Origin of the sequence: Paenibacillus sp. Y5S-9, from assembly GCF_036894235.1 — a bacterium.
In the GTDB taxonomy this organism is placed as follows: domain Bacteria; phylum Bacillota; class Bacilli; order Paenibacillales; family Paenibacillaceae; genus Paenibacillus.
Window position 1 is genome coordinate 2,481,452 of record NZ_CP145887.1, and the last position, 22,131, is coordinate 2,503,582.

Genomic DNA, 22,131 nt, shown 5'->3' on the forward strand with positions numbered 1-22,131 from the left:
TATCCTATAAAGAACAGAGGTCTTCGCTCATCGAAGGCCTCTGTTTTGTTATGTCAACGAACAGCTTGAGAGGCTTTGTATGAAACCGTTCTCTCTCCAACCTCGTAATGTACGAGACAGGAAACATAAGAGGGGGGTTCAAGATGAGTAAAAAAGCAAAGACAGGTATATGGGTGACGGTGTTGGTCTTCTTGGGTATCATTGTTGGATGTTTCATATGGTATTTCAATACCGCTTCAGGTGAACGTGCACTCAAAACGATGAGATCCAATAACTCGGGTGGCCTGGAGAGGATTGTTAAAGTGTACAGCAATAATGGTGAATTGATTCAGACCTATGATGGCAAAATTGACGTGGAAGATACGGAATACGGCAATAAAGTATTATTTGATCTCAATGGGAAACGTGTTGTGATCTATAATGCAACGATTGTTGTTGAAGAGAAGTAAAGCAAAATTAAGGAAATGATATAAGGGTCGGGTGAGATTTTTTATGGTGGATATGTACCTCATAATCCTTGTTGCTATCTTGGGAATGATCCTGTTTTATAGTTTGATCGCTTATTTCTTAATTCGTTTCATTTCAAAAAAAGCGTTCAAGCTGACGTTAACCAAATATGAAATGATGGAGATTATGACTTGGCTCGCCTTGCTGTTTATTACCTTCATGATGATTAAGACAAGTTCAATAAATCTTCTCTTGCCGGTTGTTTTACTCCTCATTCCGTTGATCAATCTGCGACTTTCCAATCGGAAACATAGAGAGATGAACTAGTATAGCTTGCTAAGTTGGGGAAATACACAAGAAGGATAAACATTAGGAAAGGTTGACGAGTTTACATCACAAGTCAGCCTTTTTTAGTTTCATTACGAATGTTGAAAATGAACAAGGAGGAGTTTAGTGATGATTTTGGGCCGATCAACTGACACTTCAGCTTTAACGCAAGTTGCCAATCTTTCGGATGAGTTGCAGTCTGTTTTTGATCAAGCAGAAAGCAAATATCAAATAGTTAATATTGAACTATTCTTTGTTTTCAGGTGTCTCCCTGAAGAATACGATAGAAGATCCACCGTTAGGCATGTGAAGAAGGAAAATGTCATCTATTTTGATCTGGTGTTCAATGAGGATCGGTATAAGACATTAAGCAAAAGCAAACAACGGTATGCATTAAGCCATGAGTTTTATGCGTTTTTGAGTGAAAAGATCCAGAAATACAAGATTGAACATCTAAAAGTGAATGAGTTTATCGCAGATATGGGCATGTGGCTGAGGGAGATTGGATGGTTGCAGACCGAAGAGCAAGCCGAAATAAGTGAATTTGAAGAAAAGTATAACTAACAAAATAAAGTGATATAAACAACAAAAGTAGGCCCTCTTTCGAGGGCCTACTTTTCATGGGAGAGGAGAAACCGGACGAAGAGCTTATGGGGAAACGTAAGTCTTCTCCGCGGTTGTCTACGACACTTGTGATGTCGATAATTATAGAATCGCCCGATTGTTTCCTTTTTATACATATGCGTCAACAATTCGTCAACAATTTTCCAAGGGAAATGAAGACCGCACATTTTTCAAACTGAACCCGAGTGTGGTACGATAGTCGTATCAATAAACTTACATAGAGAAAAGGTGACTCGTCAAGTGAGAGTGGTATCTGGGAGTGCAAAAGGCAGGCCGCTGAAGGCTGTTCCTGGCACGGGTACGCGGCCAACCACCGACAAGGTGAAGGAAGCGTTATTTAGCATGGTTGGTCCTTATTTTGAGGGCGGCACAGCATTGGATCTGTTTGCAGGCAGTGGAGGTCTCGGTATTGAGGCGCTGAGCCGCGGCATGGACAAGGCTGTTTTTGTTGATTTGGAATCAAAAAGTATTGAAGTCATCCGCATGAATCTGAAGGCAACCAAGCTGGAAGACCAGGCGGCCGTATATCGTAATGATGCAGGTCGGGCATTGAAGGCACTCGCCAAGCGAGGCACAACGTTTGATCTGGTATTTCTCGACCCGCCATATCGCATGAAGAACGGGCACGAGTTGATGCTGACCATGCACGAATTGGAACTTCTGGAACCCGAAGCAACCATCGTGCTTGAATATGAATCCAAACATGATTACCCTGAGCAATTCGGCCCGTTTGAACAAACGCGCAAGGCTTTGTATGGGGAGACGGCAGTATCCATCTATTATTATGCGCCAGAAGCAGTTGAAGATGGAGAATCCATTACACCGGAAGAGGAGGCTCCTCATGACTGAAATGATACACCGACAGGAACGGATCGCCGTATATCCTGGAAGTTTTGATCCCGTAACGATGGGGCATCTGGATATTATCGCTAGAGCGTCGAAGCAATTTGATCGCGTCATTGTGGCTGTGTTGAACAATATGAGCAAAAATCCGCTGTTTACGGTGGAGGAACGCAAAGAACTCATTACAGAAGTAACCCGCCATCTACCGAATGTCGAAGTGGACAGTTTCCGCGATCTGACAGCCAATTATGTCCGGCAAAAGGAAGCTCAGGTCATCGTTCGTGGTATACGCTCGGTAACTGATTTTGAATACGAGTTGCAATTGGCATCGACCAACAGCAAGTTGAATCCGGATGCGGAAACGATATTTATGATGACAAATCCCAAGTATTCCTATTTAAGTTCCAGCATCGTCAAAGAAATCGCTCATTATCATGGAGATGTTACAGATCTTGTCTCACCTGAAGTGGAAGTTGCGCTCCGTCAGAAAATCAGCGAGAAAACCGGCGGTTAAACCAGAAGGTAAGACCCGATAGACTAACCATGACTGCAAGAAGTAACGCAAGACCCATGCATGCAGCAGGGAAGACGCTCCAAACGGTGTTGATCGTGTATGTGTTACCAGGACTATGTATGAGTAGCCAACCAAATGGTGTTGAGAGGTCCTGCTCTGCATTCGTCTGTAATGTGGTCCAGACTTCTGTGCTATAACGGCTGAACGGCATCCATAGGAACAGACTGATGAAAAAGGCAATTAATCCATGAGCCAGACGAACTCCGGCAAAATACAACATCGATTTGCTGCTTGGACCCGTTGTTTTCAGGACAGCAGAGACTTGCAGATGGGAGCATAAACCACCCCATCCCAGAACGGCTGCAAGTAGAGACATGAGCAGCGCGGGTGTAAGTGAGGTCTGGCTCAAATGATAGGTGCCCAGGTGAAGCTCAAAGAAGGCTGGCCACAGTGCAGCAGAGGACCCGGGAGTCAGATATAGGGAGACCAACCGGATAAATACGGCAAAACCGATCATGTATCCACCAGTCATCATCAAGGTCTGTACAGCTTGGGATACGGTGTCACCGAGCAGTTTGCCAAATCCTCTTCCATCACGACGATGGGCTTCTCTGGCTGCGATTATCATATCAGACCATACACTGCGTCGTTTGAACGTTGCGTGGTGGGGTGCAGATGAGCGACTTGTGGAACTTGCAGGACTTGCAGGCTGAGAATCAAGAGAGCTCTTATCTGCTTGTACGGCGGTCGAGCCAACCCTGTCTTTCTGGTTACCCGGTGCAGGCAGGAGACGCGTGGCAAGAATGGCAGCAATCCAGCCGCTGATCCAGTGGACCATGAGTAGAAAATATCCGGCCGCTGGCTGGTGGAGAAAAGCAGCACCAACGACCAGTATGATCATCATTGGATTGGCAAAATGAGATGCCGCCGCAAGGACAACCGCCTGCTTGGCGGTAATTTGTCTATCCTGAAATAAACGGGATACTGCATCTGCTCCTGCGGGGAATCCGCCGCACATGCCAACGGCAATCGCCAGACCTGCGTTGCCTGGAAGCCTAAACCAGCGTTGCATTAACGGTCCGAGCAAGGCGCCGATCGCGTGGGTGAATCCAAACGCAGTGAGCATTTGGGATAACATGAGGAACGGGAGCATGGCAGGGAAGATGATTTTCCACCATATATCCAGACCTTGAATAGAGGCATCAAACGCTTCTTTGGGGGAAGCAACTACTGCAATGACCAACATTAAAGCGCCGGTACTTAGGATTATCGTTCGTAACGGGCTGGAATCTCTAACCTCGCTCTGTAATGTCATCGTTTCACCTCATATCAGATAACGCCGATTTGGCATCTGAATCGTTATGGACGGCCGAATGACGCCCAAAGGGCGGTTCGGCCTTGACCGGACAGGCTATTGTATACAGCGGCCTATCCGGCCTGTACCATTGTATGCACAAGGACCAGAGTGTTAGACTTGAAAAAAATGATTAAACAAGATGAGCTGAGTATCTGCATGACAAAGAGCGTGAATTTAACCGACGAATGGAAGTGTTCACAAGGTGGAATTACGATTGCTGATTAGTGTAGAGTTCAGCTTATATAGAGATACAAAGAACGGAGGCTCATGCGATGAATCGGATTCGGAAATCTGGCGGATTCAGAGCTTCGATCTTTGTGATCGTGGTGGCTCTGGTCGTCTATGTTGCCGTGTACATGCCAACGCCGTATATCATATATATGCCTGGCAGTGCAGATGAAGTAAAACCAATGGTAACCGTTAAGGGTGGAGACCAGGAAGAACGCGGTGTGTTCATGATGACAACCGTGTCGGCAACATATGCCAATGTGTTTTTGCTAGGAACCTCTCTGTTCAATAAAAATGCTCAAGTGGATAAAAAGGAAGACCGATTGCGTGGCAAAAGCGAAGCGGAATACTCTGCCGAACAGGTGTGGTTCATGAGCGACTCACAATCCTCCGCAATGGAGGCTGCATATGAGCAGGCTGGTGTGACTTACTCTATTGTACCTGAACATATCTTTGTATTTGGACTGTCCGAAGATCCAAAACCGGAAGGAGATATTGCTCCGGGAGATATCATTCTGGGAGTGGACGGAACAGCTACGCCGGATAACACGGTGCTTTCTGCCCAGTTAAAAGATAAAAAGGTCGGAGATACAGTCGAAATGCAACTGGAGCGTGGTGGAGAGACCATTAGCCGGGACGTGAAGCTGATTCAGGTAAAAGACAGTAAAACGGGTGAAACTCGCCCGGGACTCGGCGTTATGATCGGTGCGGTTCAGAAGGTGAAAGCTGAAGATCCGGACAAACAGATCTCCTTTACCGATACCCAGGTTGGTGGTCCGTCTGCCGGATTGATGTTTACTTTGGAGATCTATAACCAGTTAACACCTGGAGATCTGACCAAAGGTCATCGAATTGCGGGTACAGGTACCATTACCAAGGACGGTGTGGTGGGTGCCATTGGTGGTGTAGTGCACAAGATTGTAGCTGCTGACCGGAAAGAAGCGGAGATCTTCTTTGTGCCGAAGGATAACTATAAGGAAGCAGCAGCCAAGGCTGAACAGATCGGCACCAAAATGAAACTTGTGCCTGTGAGAACGGTGGATGATGCGCTGGCTTATCTGAAAACCTTATCCGTGAAATCATAGATTATAATCGGGCGGGAAGAGATCGAGCCAACGTTGAAACGGATGGATAAGTACGGATGATATCGGAATAATTGATTACAGTGGAATGAAGTGTGATCAAGAGATTTGAGAAGATCAACAGACTCACTAGGCCCACAAGACTCAAAGGGATTAAAATAACTAAAAGAATTAAGAGAGCAAGAGAAGTTAATAAGGAAATCCCCTTGTTGCGAGGTGCCTGAGCGGCGCGCAGCAAGGGGATTTTTTAATTGTATAGTTGAGTAACGAATAGTGGACATCAATGATCTGTTTGATGATGGAATAAAAAGCTCCATAGAGATGAAGCCTTATGGTCAAAAGCGGATTACAGTCTCACCGGAGACTCATAATAATCACTGAACATCTTGCGTGTGTCCCTATGCTCGCAAGCGAGCCCATACGCAACCTGAGCTTGTATATCCAATTCCAGCTGGTTGTGTGTGAACGTCGACGGTTTCAGCACAACAGGCAGTGACGCGGTTTTCTTCATTTGTTTAAGCAGGCTCTGCCCTTGAGCATTAAATCCGAGGACTCGGAGATATCCGGGTCCGGCAGCCAATTGCTCTGGTGAACACTCGGCTTTGGTGTGATTCAGGAGCAGGTGGGCGAGCATACGCTGGAGTTTGGTGCGTGTGTATCGTTTGGTCTTCAGTGCATTCAGGAGTGCTTCGACTGAAGGCTCCGGGAGCTGAGCGAGTGCGCGGCTCAGCCGGTGTTCCAGGCCTTCCGTGACTTCGGCGATGCGTTCCAGCTCGGAGGCACGGCGGGTGGCCGCAAGGTGCAACAGCGGCTGCGCAAAGCGCTCCCAGTGTATGGGAGCGCGCCCTTCTTGCCATTCGCGATGCAGAATGGCAAGGGTCGCCGCCGGCACGTATGGCGCGGCGGCGTTGGGCCCGTCCGCCATCAGGAGGCGGCGGACGGCTGTGGCACTGGCGATCGCCCCCGGCCCGGGCGTCGCCTCATGATACGCGGCACCGGTACGCGCCGCCGTAAAGGGCTGGATCGCGCTGCCAAGTCGTTGCAGCGCGATCAGGTAGTGCAGCCCAAGCGAATTGTTGGGCTGCTCCAGCAGTGCAGCGGCGTCGTGAGCATCGACGCCGCCGGGCGCCAGCGCTGCCGCCGCGCCTGCGTACGCGGCGGGGTAGCTGGCGCCTTCCCGCAGGCGGCGCGCGATGTCCTCGCGCATCCCTGCGGGCTCTACAGCCAGCACGCGCGCAATGCGCTGCAGGCTGTCCAGGTCGCCGGACTCGCTGCCAAAGCACAGCGAGTCCACAATGCCGGTGCGGTGCAGCAGCGATACCGCACCGAAGGCAAACCATTCCGCCGGTTGTACCGCGTACGCAACCGGCAGTTCAAGCACGAGATCGGCGCCTGCGTGCAGCGCCATCTCGGTGCGTGCCCTTTTACCCACGATGGCGGGTTCGCCACGCTGGAGAAAAGGGCCGCTCATGACTGCAACAACGGCGTCTGCGCCGCTTAGCCGCCGAGCTTCTTGCAAATGATAAACATGCCCATTGTGCAAGGGGTTATATTCAACAATGACGCCTACGGCTTTCATGATTAGACGTACTCCTTTCAATTGGATAACCGAGTATGTATAACATCCATTCCATCATAGGGGATGTCATGTATTAGATCAAATCATGCACCAATTCAGACAAGAAAAAGGCACAAATCCAACATCAACGGATGTCAGACTGTGCCTGCAAATCTATTGTATATTACAACATTTTCGATAATTGGAGAACAACTTCTTCATCTTTAATAAGTCATCTTAATAAATCATCATAATAGGACGCTTCTCCATACACTTATATACATTAGGAAGAAGTTAGGCTAATCACATTTCGCAATCTCAGAACACCTAGACACTTTCCGGCGCGGGAGATAGACTTGCTTTCGGCCCAAAAAATTCATAATGAATGTTGTCCGCTGCCACACCAAGCGCCAAAAGCTCTGTATACACTACCCGCATGAACGAAACGGGTCCGCACAGATAATAGGTGGCATCCAGTTCATCAATCACTTGGCGAAGCCAGACCGCATCCATATAACCCTCCTTATGAAAATACTCATTTTCACGATCAGAATGCTCAGGTTGAGTATAACAATAATAAGCTTTAACGCCCTGATTACGTTTGGCCAGACTGTTCACATGATCACGGAACGCGTGCGATTGACCATTGGGAGTTGCATGCAAAAATGTAATGGTACGATTCTCATTCAAGTTAACCAGCGTATTTAACATGCTGATCATGGGCGTCAGACCGACACCGCCACTCAGGAGAACAACAGGTCGTTTATCGTCTGCATTCAGTGTGAAGTCGCCAGCAGGAGCGGATAGCTCCACCAGGCTGCCTTCTTCAATGTGATCGTGGAGATACGTGGATATAACTCCGTCAGGGCGCTCTAATACACCTCGCTCACGCTTAACGGAAATGCGATAGTAAGGTTTACCTGGGGTATCTGAAAGGCTATACTGACGAATCTGGGTAAATGACTGTGCCTCTGGCTGGATTTTGATACTGATGTATTGTCCCGGTTCATAGGTGGCGATAGGCTGACCATCGTCTGGAACGAGGTAAAAGGACGTGATGACTTCACTTTCCTGCACTTTCTTGGCAACCTTGAAGGTACGAAATCCTTCCCAGCCACCCCTCTGGTTTTCCGCTTCCCCATACATGTCCTGTTCGATCCCGATAAAGGCGCCTGCAATGACATTGTAGGCTTCGCCCCATGCCGTGATAATCTCATCCGTTGCCGCGTCTCCGAGTACATCTTTGATGGCTCGAAGCAGATAGGTGCCGAGAATCGCATATTGCTCGGGAACGATACCCAGGCTGCGATGTTTATGTGCAACTTGCCGGACGGCAGGCAAGATGGAGGACAAATTATCGATATGCAGGGCAGCGGTGTATACCATATTGGCGAGGGCAGCTTGCTGTCGTCCCTGTTTCTGATTTGCGTGATTAAAAATATTTAGCAGTTCCGGATGAGCTGCGAACATCGTTTCATAGAAATGGCGTGTGATCGCTTCGCCGTGGACTTCAAGTACGGGGACTGTAGACTTAATGACTCTAATGGTGTTCTCACTTAACATACATTTTCCCTCCCGATATGATATGAAATAGTTGGATAATAAACGGTTATGGAGCAGATCGTGCTTTGGTTTATAGCAAGTATAGGTAGGGGGCAAAAGGGTCTGTGTGATATAGATCACACTAAACGTTAACGAAATGTGACCGCAGTTTGCAAGGAACTGCAACTAAAATGACGACTTGTGATTTATCTTGAAGTGAGTCTATAATAGACCAGATGGAGTAAACGGTTCTGAGCCATTGGTTTTAAAAAGGGTGTAAAGTTAAAAGTGTTGACAAACGTCTTGAAAAATCGGTATAATGATTTTTGTTTGTTAAGTCAATTTCATAATACTTTTAACGGTGAATCGTCAGAATACATACAGTCAGGATATATTGCTTTACAAAAGCAGGCTTGACCTGTATAACTGTCGTGATACGTTTGACATTAATTATGAAATTGGTTTCGTTTGGAGTGATGGAAATGTTAATGCCATTTCGCAAAGTGGCTACCAGTGATGGTCCCCTGAAGTTTAACGAACAGTGGGATATCAAGGAACTGGTTTCTAACCGACAAGATATCACAGCCGTTACCCCGCTGACTGCGGACTTATCTGCAGAATTCAGAGAAGGTGACGTTGTGGATGTTCATGGCAAGCTGACAGTAGGAATGGACATGTTGTGCTCCCGTTGTCTTAAGCCGATCAATGAACATTTTCATATTGATTTTCATGAGCAATTCAAGCAGGGAAAACAGCCAGAGGAATTACACGAAGACGACGATACGCTCTATGTGGATGGGGATAGCGTTGATCTGAAAGGTTATGCCGAGGAAGCTTTTCTGCTGGATCTTCCGTTTATACCGCTATGTAGCGATACATGCAAAGGGTTATGCCCCAAGTGTGGCCATGAGCTGAACGAAGGTGACTGCGGTTGTGATAACCAGGTTATCGATCCGCGGCTTGCAGGGCTCAAGGATTTTTTTAAATGAGCATGATTGAAAATCGAACATTTTAAGACTACCTGCAAAGGTTGATTTTGATAAGGAGGTGGGAATAATGGCAGTACCTCAACGGAGAACGTCCAAGACGCGTCGCGACAAACGTCGCACTCACTTTAAATTGGCTGTACCGGGCATGGTGAAATGTGAACAATGTGGCGAACTTAAACTTAGTCACCACGTGTGCAAAGTGTGCGGAACGTACAAAGCAAGAGAGATCATCTCTCAATAATAGTTGGACATTAAGTAGCACTTCATTTCGATGAGGTGCTACTTTTTTTGGATTAGAGAGTGTAGGTAGAGTGAGCTAACTAGCATGAAATCCTTGCTCCACAAGGGTGAATTGTTTTTGTTAGGCTAGTCTTTCTTTTTGACACGGGATGAGATATACTATAGTTTAGTACCAGGTTCTAAGATTTGACGTTACATATAGATGAACCATAATCCGTTTGAGAACGACCCTGGTGACCAGGGATGCAACTATAGAAGCAACACGAAAGAATGGTTGAACTGGCCGGACGGGACGGTTCCGTAAACGATACAGCGGGGGGTGTCAGGCATCGAACGTGTACCGAAGAGACAGAGGCAACAGCAGTTAACCAAAATGATAGAAGAGAACCCGTTTGTGACGGATCAGGAACTTACACGCCAATTGAAGGTGAGTATTCAGACGATTCGTCTTGACAGGCTGGAACTTGGAATACCCGAACTTCGGGAGCGGATGAAACTGATGGCAGAGCTCTCGTATGATCAGGTGCGCTCGTTGCCCTTGCATGAGATAATCGGTGATATTGTGGATCTGCAACTGGATAAAAGCGGGATTTCCCTGTTTGAGATTAAGGAAGAACACGTGTTTTCCAGAACAGGCATTGCACGTGGACACTATGTCTTTGCGCAGGCTAACTCCTTGGCTGTAGCGATTATTAATGACGAGATCGCGTTGACTGCATCAGCAGACATTCGCTTTGTCCGTTCGGTTCATTTGGGAGAGAAATGTATTGCAAAGGCTTATGTGAGATCGATTCCGGGTCAAAAGGGCAAAGCCAAAGTGGAAGTATTCACTTATGTAGGTGAAGAAATGGTGTTTCAAGGCAACTTTGTAATCTACCATTCAGGTGGAGAAGACAGCGGAGAAGGAGGTCATTTGGAATGAAAATCGTCATTGATGCCATGGGAGGCGACAATGCACCTGCATCAACGGTAGAAGGTGCGATTGCCGCAGCCACGGAATGGGCGGATACACAGATCGTCCTGATCGGCGATGAAGCCAAGCTGGAGCCTCTTTTGAGTCAGTCAGGTGTGAGACCTGCCAATCTTACGGTCCGGCATGCTTCCGAAGTTATTGGTTCGGATGATGAACCCGTCAAAGCAGTGCGTCGCAAGAAGGATGCCTCCATGGTGGTCGCTGGCCGCATGCTGAAAGAGGGCGAAGCGGACGCGATGATCTCGGCGGGAAATACTGGAGCGTTGATGACAGCGGGTTTGCTTGTTGTAGGTCGCATGGAAGGCATCGAACGTCCGGCGCTAGCGCCTATGATTCCAACGATTGATGATGTAGGTGTGCTTGCGCTGGATCTTGGAGCGAATATGGATGCCAAACCGGAGCACCTTGCACAGTATGGCCTGATGGGCAGTTTGTATCGGCAAAAAGTACAGGGCATTGAGTCCCCGCGAGTGGGCTTGCTCAATGTAGGAACAGAGCCAGGCAAGGGAAATGAGTTAACCAAACATGCATACCCTTTATTGGAACAACTCCCAATTCGGTTTGTCGGTAATGTTGAGGCACGTGATGTGCTGACTGGTGCTTGTGATGTGCTTGTATGTGACGGTTTTGCAGGAAATATCCTGCTGAAGTCGCTGGAAGGCACAGCAGGTGCCATTTTCGCCTTGCTTAAGGAACAATTTTCATCTTCTCTCAAAAGTAAACTGGCTGCAGCTGTACTGATGCCTGAGCTGCGTGGGTTGAAACGAAAGCTGGATTATACGGAGCATGGCGGAGCGCCGCTCCTCGGTTTGAGCAGACTGGTTGTGAAAAGTCATGGATCTGCTGATGGCAATGCCATCAAAAATGCTGTGCGCCAAGCTCGGATTGCAGTGCAGAATCAGCTGGTAGAGAGCATATCTAAGGAAATTAGCGGGAAGTGAGTGACGATATGAATAATTTGCGCCCAGTAGGGGTTATTGGTACAGGGAAATATGTGCCTGAGAAAATTTTGACAAATAGCGATCTGGAGAAAATGGTCGATACCAATGACGAGTGGATCGTCAGTCGTACAGGAATCAAAGAGCGTCACATCGCTGCACCCGATCAGGCAACTTCTGACCTGGCATATGAAGCGGCTATCAAAGCCCTTGAATCTGCAGGCATGACAGGCAGTGATCTTGATCTGATCATTGTTGCAACCATTACTCCGGATTCTTCGTTCCCATCGACAGCCTGCATCTTGCAGGACAAATTGGGTGCAAAAGGTGCCGCGGCATTTGATCTGTCAGCTGCTTGTTCCGGATTTGTATACGGTTTGGCTAGTGCTACGAGCTTCATCCAAAGTGGTATGTACAACAATGCTCTTGTGATTGGTGCGGACTGCTTGTCTCGTATTACGGATTATACAGACCGTAACACTTGTGTCCTCTTTGGTGATGGAGCAGGGGCGGTAGTCGTTGGTGAAGTTCCGGAAGGTCGCGGATTCAAAGCGTTCGATCTCGGTGCCGAAGGTGCTGGCGGTAGTCTTCTTCAGATGGAAGGCGGCGGTTCCCGTCTGCCTGCTACTGCAGAGACCGTTGAAAATAAAAAACATTACATCAACATGAACGGTCGTGAAGTGTTTAAGTTTGCGGTACGTGTCATGGGGACGGCTACCATTGAGGTATTACGCAAGGCTGGTATGGAGCGTACGGATGTGGATCTGTTTGTTCCTCACCAAGCGAATATTCGGATTATCCAATCTGCGATGCAACGACTTGAACTTCCTGAAGAAAAGGTTGTAGTCAACGTGGATAAGTATGCAAACACATCTGCTGCTTCCATCCCGCTTGCTCTGGTAGAAGCAGCAGAGGAAGGTCGCATGAAAGCTGGAGATACCGTTCTGATGGTTGGATTCGGTGGCGGTTTGACATGGGGTGCATCGGTACTCGTTTGGTAAAATAGACATCTGGGAGATGAATGAGATGGGTAAAATAGCATTTGTATTTCCCGGACAGGGATCACAGGCTGTAGGCATGGCCAAGGACGCGTATGAGTCCGTGCCTGCGGCAACCGAGATTTTTCGCACAGCAGATGAAACATTGGGTTTCTCGCTGAGCAACCTTGTATTTGAAGGACCGGAGACCGAGTTGAAACAGACATCAAATACACAACCGGCTCTGTTGACAGCAAGTATTGCCTTGCTTGAAGCTTTCAAAGAAAAAGGAATTCAGCCTGACTATACGGCTGGACACAGTCTGGGAGAATACAGTGCACTGGTGGCAGCGGGCGTTCTTTCGTTTGCTGACGCAGTGAGCACTGTGCGGGCGCGTGGCCAGTATATGGAGCAGGCAGTACCGGGTGGACAAGGAGCGATGGCTGCTGTGCTCGGTGCGGATCGGGAAGCGCTGGGGGTGCTTTGCCGTGACGTATCTGAAAGTGGTCATGCGGTTGAACTTGCCAACATGAATTGTCCGGGACAAATCGTCATTTCTGGTGTAAAGGAAGGCGTAGCTGCAGTTGCGGAGCGAGTGAAAGAAGCAGGCGGTAAACGCGCTATTACACTTGAAGTAAGCGGTCCGTTCCACTCTTCATTGATGAAGGGTGCAGCTGAGAAGCTGGCAGAGAAACTGAAAACCGTTACGTTCTCACCGGCAGCGGTCCCTGTAGTCGCTAATGTGACTGCAAGACCTGCAGAGGATGGACAGGTTCAGGATTTGTTGACAGCTCAGGTCTATTCTCCTGTATTATGGGAAGACAGTGTGACATGGCTTATTGAGCAAGGCGTGGATACGTTCATCGAGATTGGATCTGGCAGTGTATTGACCGGTTTGATTAAAAAAACAGATAAAACCGTAAAACTGTACAATGTGAACAGTCTTGAAACGCTCGAAGCAACGGCAAGTGAATTAGAAGGAATTATATGAGTTAAACTAAACTTTTTACACGAGAACGGAGAGGACAGAAAAAACCTGAAGAAGCGGAGTGTTCGCCTAAAAGCTTTCTGAAAGAAAGCTACATCGGAAGCATACGCTATCACCGGATTTTCCCTTTAGAAAAGGGAATCAAAAAAAACTGGGGATAACAGCGATCGGAAGGTTATTCTGTCATCGGAGTGGCAAGTGTAAACATTCTTTGGTTGAACTGATATAGATTTGGGGAAAGGAGGAATGATTATGTCTAAACCATTAGAAGGTAAAAATGCACTCGTTACCGGGGCATCCCGGGGCATTGGGCGCAGTATTGCACTGGCACTTGCAGAAGCTGGAGCGAACGTAGCCGTGAATTATGCGGGTAGCCAAGCGGCAGCTGAGGAAGTTGCGGAAGCGATTCGTGCCAAAGGAGTCAAGGCGATTACACTTCAAGCCAATGTTGGTCTGATGGATGAAGCTGAACAAATGGTCAAAGCTACTCTCGAAGCATGGGGCAACGTTGATATTCTGGTGAACAATGCCGGTATTACCCGTGATAATCTGATCATGCGTATGAAAGAGGAAGAATTCGATCAGGTTATTGAAACCAATCTCAAAGGTGTGTTTAACTGCCTTAAGGCGGTTACACGTCCAATGATGAAACAACGGTCGGGAAGAATTATCAATATCTCCTCGGTTGTAGGTGTGCTCGGTAATGCTGGACAAGCGAACTATGTTGCTGCCAAAGCAGGAGTCATTGGCCTGACAAAGGCATCTGCTCGTGAACTGGCTTCTCGTGGAATCACAGTTAACTGTGTTGCACCAGGTTTCATTGAGACAGATATGACAAAAGAGTTGTCCCAGGAGCTGGTGGACGGTATGCTAAGTGGTATTCCGTTGTCCCGTTTGGGTCAGCCGGATGAAATCGCCGGTGTAGTCACGTTCCTGGCTTCACAGGCTTCATCTTATATGACAGGGCAGACGCTGCATGTTGATGGTGGCATGTACATGTAATTCTTCCCGGACTTGAACAATAGTCGGGGAACAGGCGCTGGACGATCCGAAATGCCGGAAAAAGGCCGGGTTCCCCGGCCGGGAGCCGCATATGTCTTCTATGGCATTTTGCCTGCGATTCTCGTATAATACCAAAGAAGGAGGTGAACCGGATGTCCGATGTATTGGAGCGTGTAAAACGCATCGTCGTCGACCGCTTGGGCGCAGACGAAGCTGAAGTTACACTTGAAGCATCTTTCAAAGAAGATTTGGGTGCTGATTCTTTGGATGTAGTGGAATTGGTCATGGAATTGGAAGATGAATTTGATTTGGAAATCTCTGATGAAGATGCAGAAAAAATCACGACCGTAGGTGAAGTTGTAAACTACATACAATCTCATACCTAAAGTCATTTTTAGTCCCGCACATGTTTTCGAACAGGCGGGACTTCTCATCATTCATTGGTTTTTCTCATTCCGCAAGCAGCTCTACTCAAGCAGGCCTATCTTGGTTGAATAGATGTCTGTTTGCGGATATTCCCACAAAATACTTGCGTAATGCAGTCGATATAGAGGTGACTCGGTTTGAAACAAAGAGTAGTAATTACCGGAATGGGCGTAATGACATCGCTCGGAAAAGATTTGGAAACGTTCTGGGGCAGTTTAATGGCAGGAAAGTCCGGAATTTCTCAGATTGAGGCGTTTGATGTTAGTGAGTACACGACACAGATAGCAGCCGAGATCAAGGATTTCAACCCGGAAGAATATATGGATCGCAAGGATGCTCGCAAAATGGACCGTTTTGTACAGTTCGCTGTGGCAGCCGGTTTCAAAGCCGTTGAAGACAGTGGTCTGAAAATTAACGAGAATATTGATGCAGAGCGTTTCGGTGTATCCATCGGATCAGGTATTGGTGGATTGGGTACGTGGGAGGACCAACATAATGCATTGTTGCAAAAAGGTCCAAAACGGGTAAGCCCATTCTTTATTCCCATGATGATCTCCAACATGGCTTCAGGCCAAATGTCCATTTCACTTGGCGCCAAAGGGCCTAACATTAACGTTGTTACCGCTTGTGCAACAGGTACACACTCTATTGGAGATTCCTTCAAGCTGATTGCCAATGGTGATGCAGATGCCATGATCTGTGGTGGTGCGGAAGCAACAATCAGACCAACGGGTCTTGCAGGGTTCTGTGCGATGCGCGCAATGTCTACACGTAATGATGATCCTGCGAAGTCAAGCCGTCCTTTTGATACAGAACGTGATGGTTTTGTTATGGGCGAAGGCGCTGGTGTTCTGATTCTGGAATCCCTGGAGCATGCTCAAAAACGTGGTGCACGCATTTATGGTGAAGTGATTGGTTACGGTCTGACAGGTGATGCACATCACATGACAGAACCAGATCCGGATGGAGCAGCACGTTGCATGAAGATGGCACTTCGTAATGCGGGTATTGAGCCTGAAGAAGTGGACTACATTAATGCACACGGAACTTCGACGCCTGTAGGAGACAGATCCGAAACGCTTGCGATCAAAAAGGCGTTTGGTGATCATGCGTACAAGCTCGCCGTGAGTTCCACTAAATCCATGACGGGCCACATGCTTGGCGCTGCTGGTGGTGTAGAAGCGGTCATCTGCGGATTGTCACTGACACATCAGACACTGGCTCCAACGATCAACCTGGAAAATCAGGACCCGGAATGTGATCTGGATTATGTACCAAATGTTCCACGTCAAACCAAAGTTAATATTGCCATGTCCAATTCATTTGGATTCGGCGGTCACAATGCCACCATTATTCTCAAAAAATTTGAAGCATAAGGGGCTAGTTCGTTTGAGTGAAGATCTGAAGCAGTTACAACATAAACTTCAAATCAAATTTGACAACAGGCAGCTTTTAAAACAAGCGTTTACCCATGCTTCTTATGTAAACGAACACCGGTTCAGTCAGCATCAGGACAACGAGCGTCTGGAGTTTCTGGGCGATGCGGTACTGGAACTGACTGTATCGGAATACTTGTATCATTTGTTTCCTAACCGTCCGGAAGGCGAATTAACTAAGCTGCGGGCATCCATTGTCTGTGAGCCTTCCCTCGTCAAATTTGCTGAAGCGTTGGGTTTTGGGCAGTATGTACTTCTTGGTAAAGGTGAGGAACTAACTGGAGGACGGACACGGCCGGCTCTGTTGGCGGATGTGTTTGAATCTTTCATTGGTGCATTGTATCTGGATCAGGGGCTTGCGCCTGTCCGGGCATTTCTCGACCAGCATGTCTTCCCATTAATTGTATTGGGCAGCAAGCTGCAAATGAGTGATTACAAAACGGAACTGCAGGAACTTACTCAGCATCACAATATGGGAGCTTTGGAATACCGTATCGTTGAGGAACGGGGACCTGCCCATGAACGTGAGTTTGTCTCGGAGGTCCATATGGGTCAAGAAAGGCTCGGCAGAGGTACAGGACGTTCCAAAAAGGAAGCGGAACAACAGGCTGCATCTGCAGCACTTGATCGACTGAAGCTTCCGGAAGCCGGAGCTTAACCGATAGCGCATAGACAAACGAAGAGCAAAGAGCAGCCCGCGGGTCCGCCCCGGCGGAAGTAATCGGCCGGACTGCTTTTTGCTCTTTTTTTTGTAAAGAGGTTCAGGAGAAGGTTACCTGATCGTTAACTAAATAAGTGAACTTTATTTTAGTTCAATTTATTTAGGCGCTTGAATGCAATACTTGAAATTTGCAAGAGGAGGTGACGAGAAACCCTATGTTTTTAAAACGGATCGAATTGGGTGGATTCAAGTCATTCGCCGACAAAACGGAGATGGAGTTCGTTCGTGGCATTACGGCTGTTGTAGGTCCGAACGGAAGTGGCAAGAGTAATATATCGGACGGAATTCGCTGGGTTCTGGGGGAACAAAGTGCCAAGTCGTTGCGTGGTGGCAAGATGGAAGATATCATCTTTGCAGGCAGTGACGCACGGAAAGCTGTTAATTTCGGTGAGGTGTCGCTAACGCTTGATAACGAGGATCACGCACTTGCATTGGATTTCGGTGAGGTGACGGTGACTCGTCGTGTACATCGCAGCGGAGATAGTGAATATTTTATCAACAAGCAATCTTGTCGTTTGAAGGATATCACGGAGTTGTTTATGGATACCGGCATTGGTAAGGAAGCCTACTCGATTATTGGACAGGGGCGAATCGAAGAGATTCTGAGTACCCGTTCAGAGGATCGCAGAGGTATCTTTGAAGAAGCTTCAGGTATCGTTAAATATAAATCCCGCAAGCGGGATGCGACGCGCAAACTGGATGAGACAGAGCAGAATTTGCTGCGTATTCATGATCTGGTGACTGAACTGGAAGATCAGATTGGACCGCTAAAAGAACAATCAGAAAAAGCGATCCACTATAAGGAACTTCGTTCTCAGCTCAAATCACAGGAAATTTCCATGTATGTGTACCAGATCGAACAGATTCATGCGTCCTGGAGTAAGGCGAATGAGCGCCTGCAATCGCTAAAACAGGAAGAGGTTGGACTCGCAGCGATTGTCTCTACCCATGATGCCAAGCTGGAAAATGATCGGAATGCGCTGCGTATCCTGGAAACAGAGACAGAGCAACTGCAAGCCGCTTTATTACAATTCAGTGAAGCGACAGAGAAAAGTGAAGGGCTTGGAGAATTGCTCAAGGAGCGCTCCCACCATCTGCAAACAAATCAGGAGCAGCTCAAAGTAACACTTGCTGCCAGTGAAGAGAGACATTCCGAACGGGAAACCGAGCTGCTTGCACTACGTGAGAAGTTTGGCAAGCTTGAGCATGAACTGAATGATGTGAGAAATCAGTTGTCCCAGGAAGAAGCCAAACTCATCGGTGTTACAGGTGGCATTAGTCAGCAGCAAGAGGAAAGCCTCAAAGGCAACTTGCTGGAACTGATGAATCAGATGGCCCAGACAAGAAATGAAATTCGTTACGTGGACCAGCAGAAAGAAACGCTGGAGCGCAGAATGAATCGCGCCGCTGAGGAATCAGGCAAATGGGAAGAGCAGAAAGAGACACTGGAAAGTCGTAAAGCGGACATTGAGAAAAAAGTTGTTCGCTTGGGCAAAGAAATCAGTGATCTACGTGGTGGTTACATTACGGAAAGTGAACGACTCCAGTCGCTGCAGAAGCTGCTCGAAGAAAGTCGGGGCACAGTTCGTAAATGGGAACAGAAGCGTGAAGCTCAGGTCTCCCGCCGCGATACGATGAAAGAGATGCAGGATGATTTTGACGGATTCATGCTGGGTGTCAAGGAAGTCCTCAAGGCTTCGCGTAAAGGTACGCTGAGCGGTGTTCATGGAGCTGTGGCTGAACTCGTCAAAGTTCCCGAGAAGATTGAACTTGCGGTAGAGACAGCGATGGGAGCATCCTTGCAACATGTGGTCATGGAAAATGAATCAGTTTCCAGACAGGCAATTGCTTTCCTGAAGCAACGCCAGTTGGGGCGTGCAACGTTCCTTCCTCTGGATGTCATTCGTCCTCGTGCCATTGGAGCGGCTGAACGTTCCATGATCGAAGGTATGGAAGGCTTTGTGGGGATCGGTGCTGATCTTGTACAATTCGAATCCAAGTACGCTTCAATCATTGGCAGTCTGTTAGGTAATGTTATTATTGCCGAAACGTTGGAGGTCGCCAATAAAATTGCGGCTCGCTGCCAGTATCGTTTCCGGGTAGTGACGCTTGAAGGTGACGTGGTTAATGCGGGGGGGTCCATGACAGGTGGTAGCCAGCACAAGAAAAATGTGAGTCTGCTTAGCCGGAAACGGCAGCTGGACCAGCTCGACCAGGATATTTTGGATACCGAAAATCAGATCGTGAAACTGCATCGCAGTGTGGATGATGTAAAAGTTCAACTGGAGCAGTGTCAGGACAAACTGGATGAACTTCGTCAGTCCGGTGACGACACCCGAAATGCAGAACAGCAGGCTTCGATGGAAATGAAGCAGGTAGAGCATGAGCTTCGCCACGTGCTTGAACAGGTTGCTGTTGCCGGTCAGGAGAAGAGCGGGTTCACCGAAGAGATCAAAGAGCTGGATACGGCTCGCATCGTTGCTGTGAAGAAGCTGGAGCAGCTTGAAGAGGAAGAAAAAGCGACTCATCGTGCCATTCATGCAGCTGAGTTTGCCCGGAAAGCCAATGAATCCGCGAAGGAAGAATTGCAGAGCCAACTGACCGAATTGAAAGTACGCGAAGGTAAGCTTGATCAGGAGCGATTCTCCAATGGGGAACAATTGCGGCGTTTGGAGCGGGAAGTAGAGTCGCTGGTCAAAGATCTGCGTCAGAATCGCACGTTGTTAGCTTCGATGGAAGCAGATCTCAAGAAAACCCAGACCGAGAGTGTCAAGCAGATTGAAGATCTGAACCAGTACAAGCTGAAAAAAGCGGAAGCTTCCCAGGAGCTGGACTTCAAACGTGCTGCCCGAAGTGAGTTGTCGAAAAAGCTTGAGCTTGCCGAGAGCGAAACGAAGGAACAGCGTACGCAGTTGAAAGCAGTGGAAGAGCAAATGCGACAGACGGAAATTTCCGTGAACCGGTTGGATGTTGAGCTGGAAAATATACTGCGGAAGCTGACGGATGAATACGAACTGGGCTATGAACTGGCCAAAGAGCGTTATCCTGTGCCGGAAGATGTGGAGCATACACAGGCAGAGGTACAGAAGCTGAAGCGCAGCATATCCGCCCTGGGTGATGTTAACCTGGGAGCGATTGAGGAGTTTCAGCGGGTCAATGAGCGATACGAGTTCCTGAGTGAACAGAAGAATGACCTGGTGGAAGCCAAAACAACGTTGTATCAGGTTATTCGGGAAATGGAAGACGAGATGGCGAAGCGATTCAAGATCACGTTTGATGCCATCCGCCGTGAGTTCGGTACCGTGTTTACCAAGCTGTTTGGCGGGGGACGAGCTGATCTTGTTCTGATGGACCCGGAGCGTTTGCTAGAAACGGGAATAGATATTGTGGCTCAGCCACCAGGCAAGAAACTGCAAAACCTGCAACTGTTATCTGGTGGGGAGCGGGCTTTGACGGCAATGGCTTTGTTATTTGCCATTCTGCATGTCAAACCTGTACCATTCTGCGTGCTGGATGAAGTTGAGGCAGCACTGGACGAAGCTAACGTGGTACGTTTTGCCCAGTACTTGCGTGAATTCTCCGAACAGACACAGTTCATCGTTGTTACCCATCGTAAAGGTACGATGGAAGAGGCTGATGTGCTGTATGGTGTTACGATGGAAGAGGGCGGAGTATCCAAGCTCGTTTCGGTTAAACTGGAAGATGAGGAAGCAGTAATTGCCTGATCTGATCCAGACCTGCGAGATAAATGAACTCATTGTAATTATTGAAAATCATTCAGATTGAGCATTTTTGCAAAGCGCTTAGATTATGTACACGATGGAGGGGCTTTATGAGTTTTTTTAAAAAGCTTAGAGACAGCATTGCAAGCAAAACGGAGTCGGTCACCAAACAGTTCAAGGATGGATTGGAAAAGACACGTAAAGGGTTAGTGGAAAAAGTGTCGGATCTCGTAATCCGCCGCAAAAAAATCGATGAAGAGTTCTATGAAGAACTGGAAGAGATTTTGATCGGAGCAGACGTTGGCGTGAATACAGTCATGAATCTGATCGAAGACCTGCGCGTTGAGGTGAAAAAACGCAAAATTGAGGACGCGGCTGAGTTGCAGCCTGTATTGTCCGAGAAACTGACGGATCTTCTTCGTGGTGAACAGAATAACGAACTGAAAATGAATCCGGATGGCATTACCGTTATTTTGTTCGTTGGTGTTAACGGTGTTGGTAAAACAACAACGATTGGCAAGCTGGCGCATCGATTTAAACAGCAAGGTAAAAAAGTCATCATGGCAGCTGGAGATACGTTCCGTGCCGGAGCCATCGAACAGCTGGAAGTATGGGGACAACGTGCCGGTGTCGATGTTATCAAACAGCAATCCGGTTCTGATCCAGCAGCGGTTATGTATGATGCGGTACAGGCAGCGAAACAACGGGGGGCGGATGTTCTCCTCTGTGATACAGCAGGTCGTCTGCAAAACAAATCGAACCTGATGGACGAGCTTAACAAGATATATCGTGTCATTCAGCGTGAAATTCCGGATGCTCCGCATGAAGTACTGATGGTACTGGATGCAACAACTGGTCAAAATGCTTTGAACCAAGCCAAACTTTTTGGTGAGAAAAGCGGCGTAACTGGACTCGTACTGACAAAACTGGATGGAACAGCCAAAGGGGGGATCGTTGTTGCGATCCGTCAGGAGCTGGACTTGCCAGTGAAACTCGTGGGACTGGGTGAGAAAATTGATGATCTACAGCCGTTTGATTCGGAGCAATTTGTGCATGCTTTGTTCGCCGGATTGATCCAGGAACAGCCAGCTGAGAGTGCTGAAGAAGAGGAAGCTAATTCCTAGAAGCATTAATTAATAGGTTGAATTTAATAGCGTTAACCGTAATTGCCAGTGATATACGTGATAAGTGTCACGT

At 47.8% G+C, this 22,131-nt stretch carries 20 protein-coding genes; 17 read left to right on the top strand and 3 right to left on the bottom strand.

Going from position 1 to position 22,131, the window contains the following annotated elements; all coding sequences use genetic code 11:
* The first annotated feature begins 143 nt into the window (after positions 1-143).
* The 4 genes from V6669_RS11050 to coaD all read left to right on the top strand — a co-directional run bounded on the left by V6669_RS11050 (position 144) and on the right by coaD (position 2,755).
* Entirely contained in the window at positions 144-449 is a 306-nt protein-coding gene (locus V6669_RS11050; RefSeq protein ID WP_127543817.1) for a hypothetical protein, read from the top strand.
* Between the two features lie 454 nt (positions 450-903).
* Entirely contained in the window at positions 904-1,338 is a 435-nt protein-coding gene (locus V6669_RS11055; RefSeq protein ID WP_338593783.1) for a hypothetical protein, read from the top strand.
* A gap of 300 nt (positions 1,339-1,638) precedes the next feature.
* Positions 1,639-2,247, top strand: coding sequence for a 16S rRNA (guanine(966)-N(2))-methyltransferase RsmD (gene rsmD, locus V6669_RS11060; RefSeq protein ID WP_036609474.1), 609 nt, complete (start codon positions 1,639-1,641; stop codon positions 2,245-2,247).
* 1 nt (position 2,248) lies between these two features.
* Complete coding sequence (gene coaD / locus V6669_RS11065) at positions 2,249-2,755, top strand: pantetheine-phosphate adenylyltransferase (RefSeq protein ID WP_169479115.1); 507 nt, start codon at positions 2,249-2,251, stop codon at positions 2,753-2,755.
* On the opposite strand, the gene V6669_RS11070 is transcribed toward coaD, so the two are convergent.
* On the bottom strand, positions 2,733-4,070 hold the full coding sequence (locus V6669_RS11070) for a nucleoside recognition domain-containing protein (protein WP_338593784.1): 1,338 nt from the start codon (positions 4,068-4,070) through the stop codon (positions 2,733-2,735). The genes coaD and V6669_RS11070 overlap by 23 nt on opposite strands.
* A 314-nt stretch (positions 4,071-4,384) precedes the next feature.
* Here V6669_RS11070 and V6669_RS11075 point away from each other — a divergent pair, with 314 nt between their 5' ends.
* Positions 4,385-5,425 carry a SepM family pheromone-processing serine protease gene (locus V6669_RS11075; protein WP_338593785.1) on the top strand — a complete coding sequence of 347 codons (1,041 nt, stop codon included), beginning with the start codon at positions 4,385-4,387 and terminating at the stop codon, positions 5,423-5,425.
* 343 nt (positions 5,426-5,768) lie between these two features.
* On the opposite strand, the gene V6669_RS11080 is transcribed toward V6669_RS11075, so the two are convergent.
* Positions 5,769-7,001 carry a nucleotidyltransferase gene (locus V6669_RS11080; protein ID WP_091031958.1) on the bottom strand — a complete coding sequence of 411 codons (1,233 nt, stop codon included), beginning with the start codon at positions 6,999-7,001 and terminating at the stop codon, positions 5,769-5,771.
* 306 nt (positions 7,002-7,307) lie between these two features.
* Entirely contained in the window at positions 7,308-8,543 is a 1,236-nt protein-coding gene (hmpA, locus tag V6669_RS11085) for an NO-inducible flavohemoprotein (protein WP_338593787.1), read from the bottom strand.
* A gap of 461 nt (positions 8,544-9,004) precedes the next feature.
* Between hmpA and V6669_RS11090 the strand changes: the two genes are divergently transcribed.
* The 12 genes from V6669_RS11090 to ftsY all read left to right on the top strand — a co-directional run bounded on the left by V6669_RS11090 (position 9,005) and on the right by ftsY (position 22,058).
* On the top strand, positions 9,005-9,511 hold the full coding sequence (locus V6669_RS11090; RefSeq protein WP_338593788.1) for a DUF177 domain-containing protein: 507 nt from the start codon (positions 9,005-9,007) through the stop codon (positions 9,509-9,511).
* Positions 9,512-9,578: 67 nt separating this feature from the next.
* A complete protein-coding gene (rpmF, locus tag V6669_RS11095; RefSeq protein ID WP_017689233.1) occupies positions 9,579-9,752 on the top strand; it encodes a 50S ribosomal protein L32 in 174 nt (57 codons plus the stop codon).
* A gap of 372 nt (positions 9,753-10,124) precedes the next feature.
* The gene (fapR, locus tag V6669_RS11100; protein WP_047842457.1) at positions 10,125-10,673 is read left to right on the top strand and encodes a transcription factor FapR; all 549 of its coding nucleotides are present in this window, start codon (positions 10,125-10,127) and stop codon (positions 10,671-10,673) included.
* Positions 10,670-11,665: a phosphate acyltransferase PlsX gene (gene plsX, locus V6669_RS11105; protein WP_017689231.1), complete on the top strand. Its 996-nt coding sequence runs from the start codon at positions 10,670-10,672 to the stop codon at positions 11,663-11,665. The genes fapR and plsX overlap by 4 nt, the downstream gene beginning before the upstream one ends.
* Before the next feature lie 8 nt (positions 11,666-11,673).
* Positions 11,674-12,663 carry a beta-ketoacyl-ACP synthase III gene (locus V6669_RS11110; RefSeq protein ID WP_338593790.1) on the top strand — a complete coding sequence of 330 codons (990 nt, stop codon included), beginning with the start codon at positions 11,674-11,676 and terminating at the stop codon, positions 12,661-12,663.
* 25 nt (positions 12,664-12,688) lie between these two features.
* A complete protein-coding gene (fabD, locus tag V6669_RS11115) occupies positions 12,689-13,630 on the top strand; it encodes an ACP S-malonyltransferase (protein ID WP_315936350.1) in 942 nt (313 codons plus the stop codon).
* Positions 13,631-13,879: 249 nt separating this feature from the next.
* Complete coding sequence (gene fabG, locus V6669_RS11120; protein ID WP_017689228.1) at positions 13,880-14,629, top strand: 3-oxoacyl-[acyl-carrier-protein] reductase; 750 nt, start codon at positions 13,880-13,882, stop codon at positions 14,627-14,629.
* Between the two features lie 152 nt (positions 14,630-14,781).
* Positions 14,782-15,015 carry an acyl carrier protein gene (acpP, locus tag V6669_RS11125; RefSeq protein ID WP_024630176.1) on the top strand — a complete coding sequence of 78 codons (234 nt, stop codon included), beginning with the start codon at positions 14,782-14,784 and terminating at the stop codon, positions 15,013-15,015.
* A gap of 177 nt (positions 15,016-15,192) precedes the next feature.
* On the top strand, positions 15,193-16,431 hold the full coding sequence (gene fabF / locus V6669_RS11130; protein WP_062833763.1) for a beta-ketoacyl-ACP synthase II: 1,239 nt from the start codon (positions 15,193-15,195) through the stop codon (positions 16,429-16,431).
* Between the two features lie 13 nt (positions 16,432-16,444).
* The gene (gene rnc / locus V6669_RS11135; protein WP_338593791.1) at positions 16,445-17,149 is read left to right on the top strand and encodes a ribonuclease III; all 705 of its coding nucleotides are present in this window, start codon (positions 16,445-16,447) and stop codon (positions 17,147-17,149) included.
* A gap of 218 nt (positions 17,150-17,367) precedes the next feature.
* On the top strand, positions 17,368-20,937 hold the full coding sequence (gene smc / locus V6669_RS11140; RefSeq protein WP_338593792.1) for a chromosome segregation protein SMC: 3,570 nt from the start codon (positions 17,368-17,370) through the stop codon (positions 20,935-20,937).
* A gap of 107 nt (positions 20,938-21,044) precedes the next feature.
* On the top strand, positions 21,045-22,058 hold the full coding sequence (ftsY, locus tag V6669_RS11145) for a signal recognition particle-docking protein FtsY (RefSeq protein WP_091031943.1): 1,014 nt from the start codon (positions 21,045-21,047) through the stop codon (positions 22,056-22,058).
* Positions 22,059-22,131: the final 73 nt, after the last annotated feature.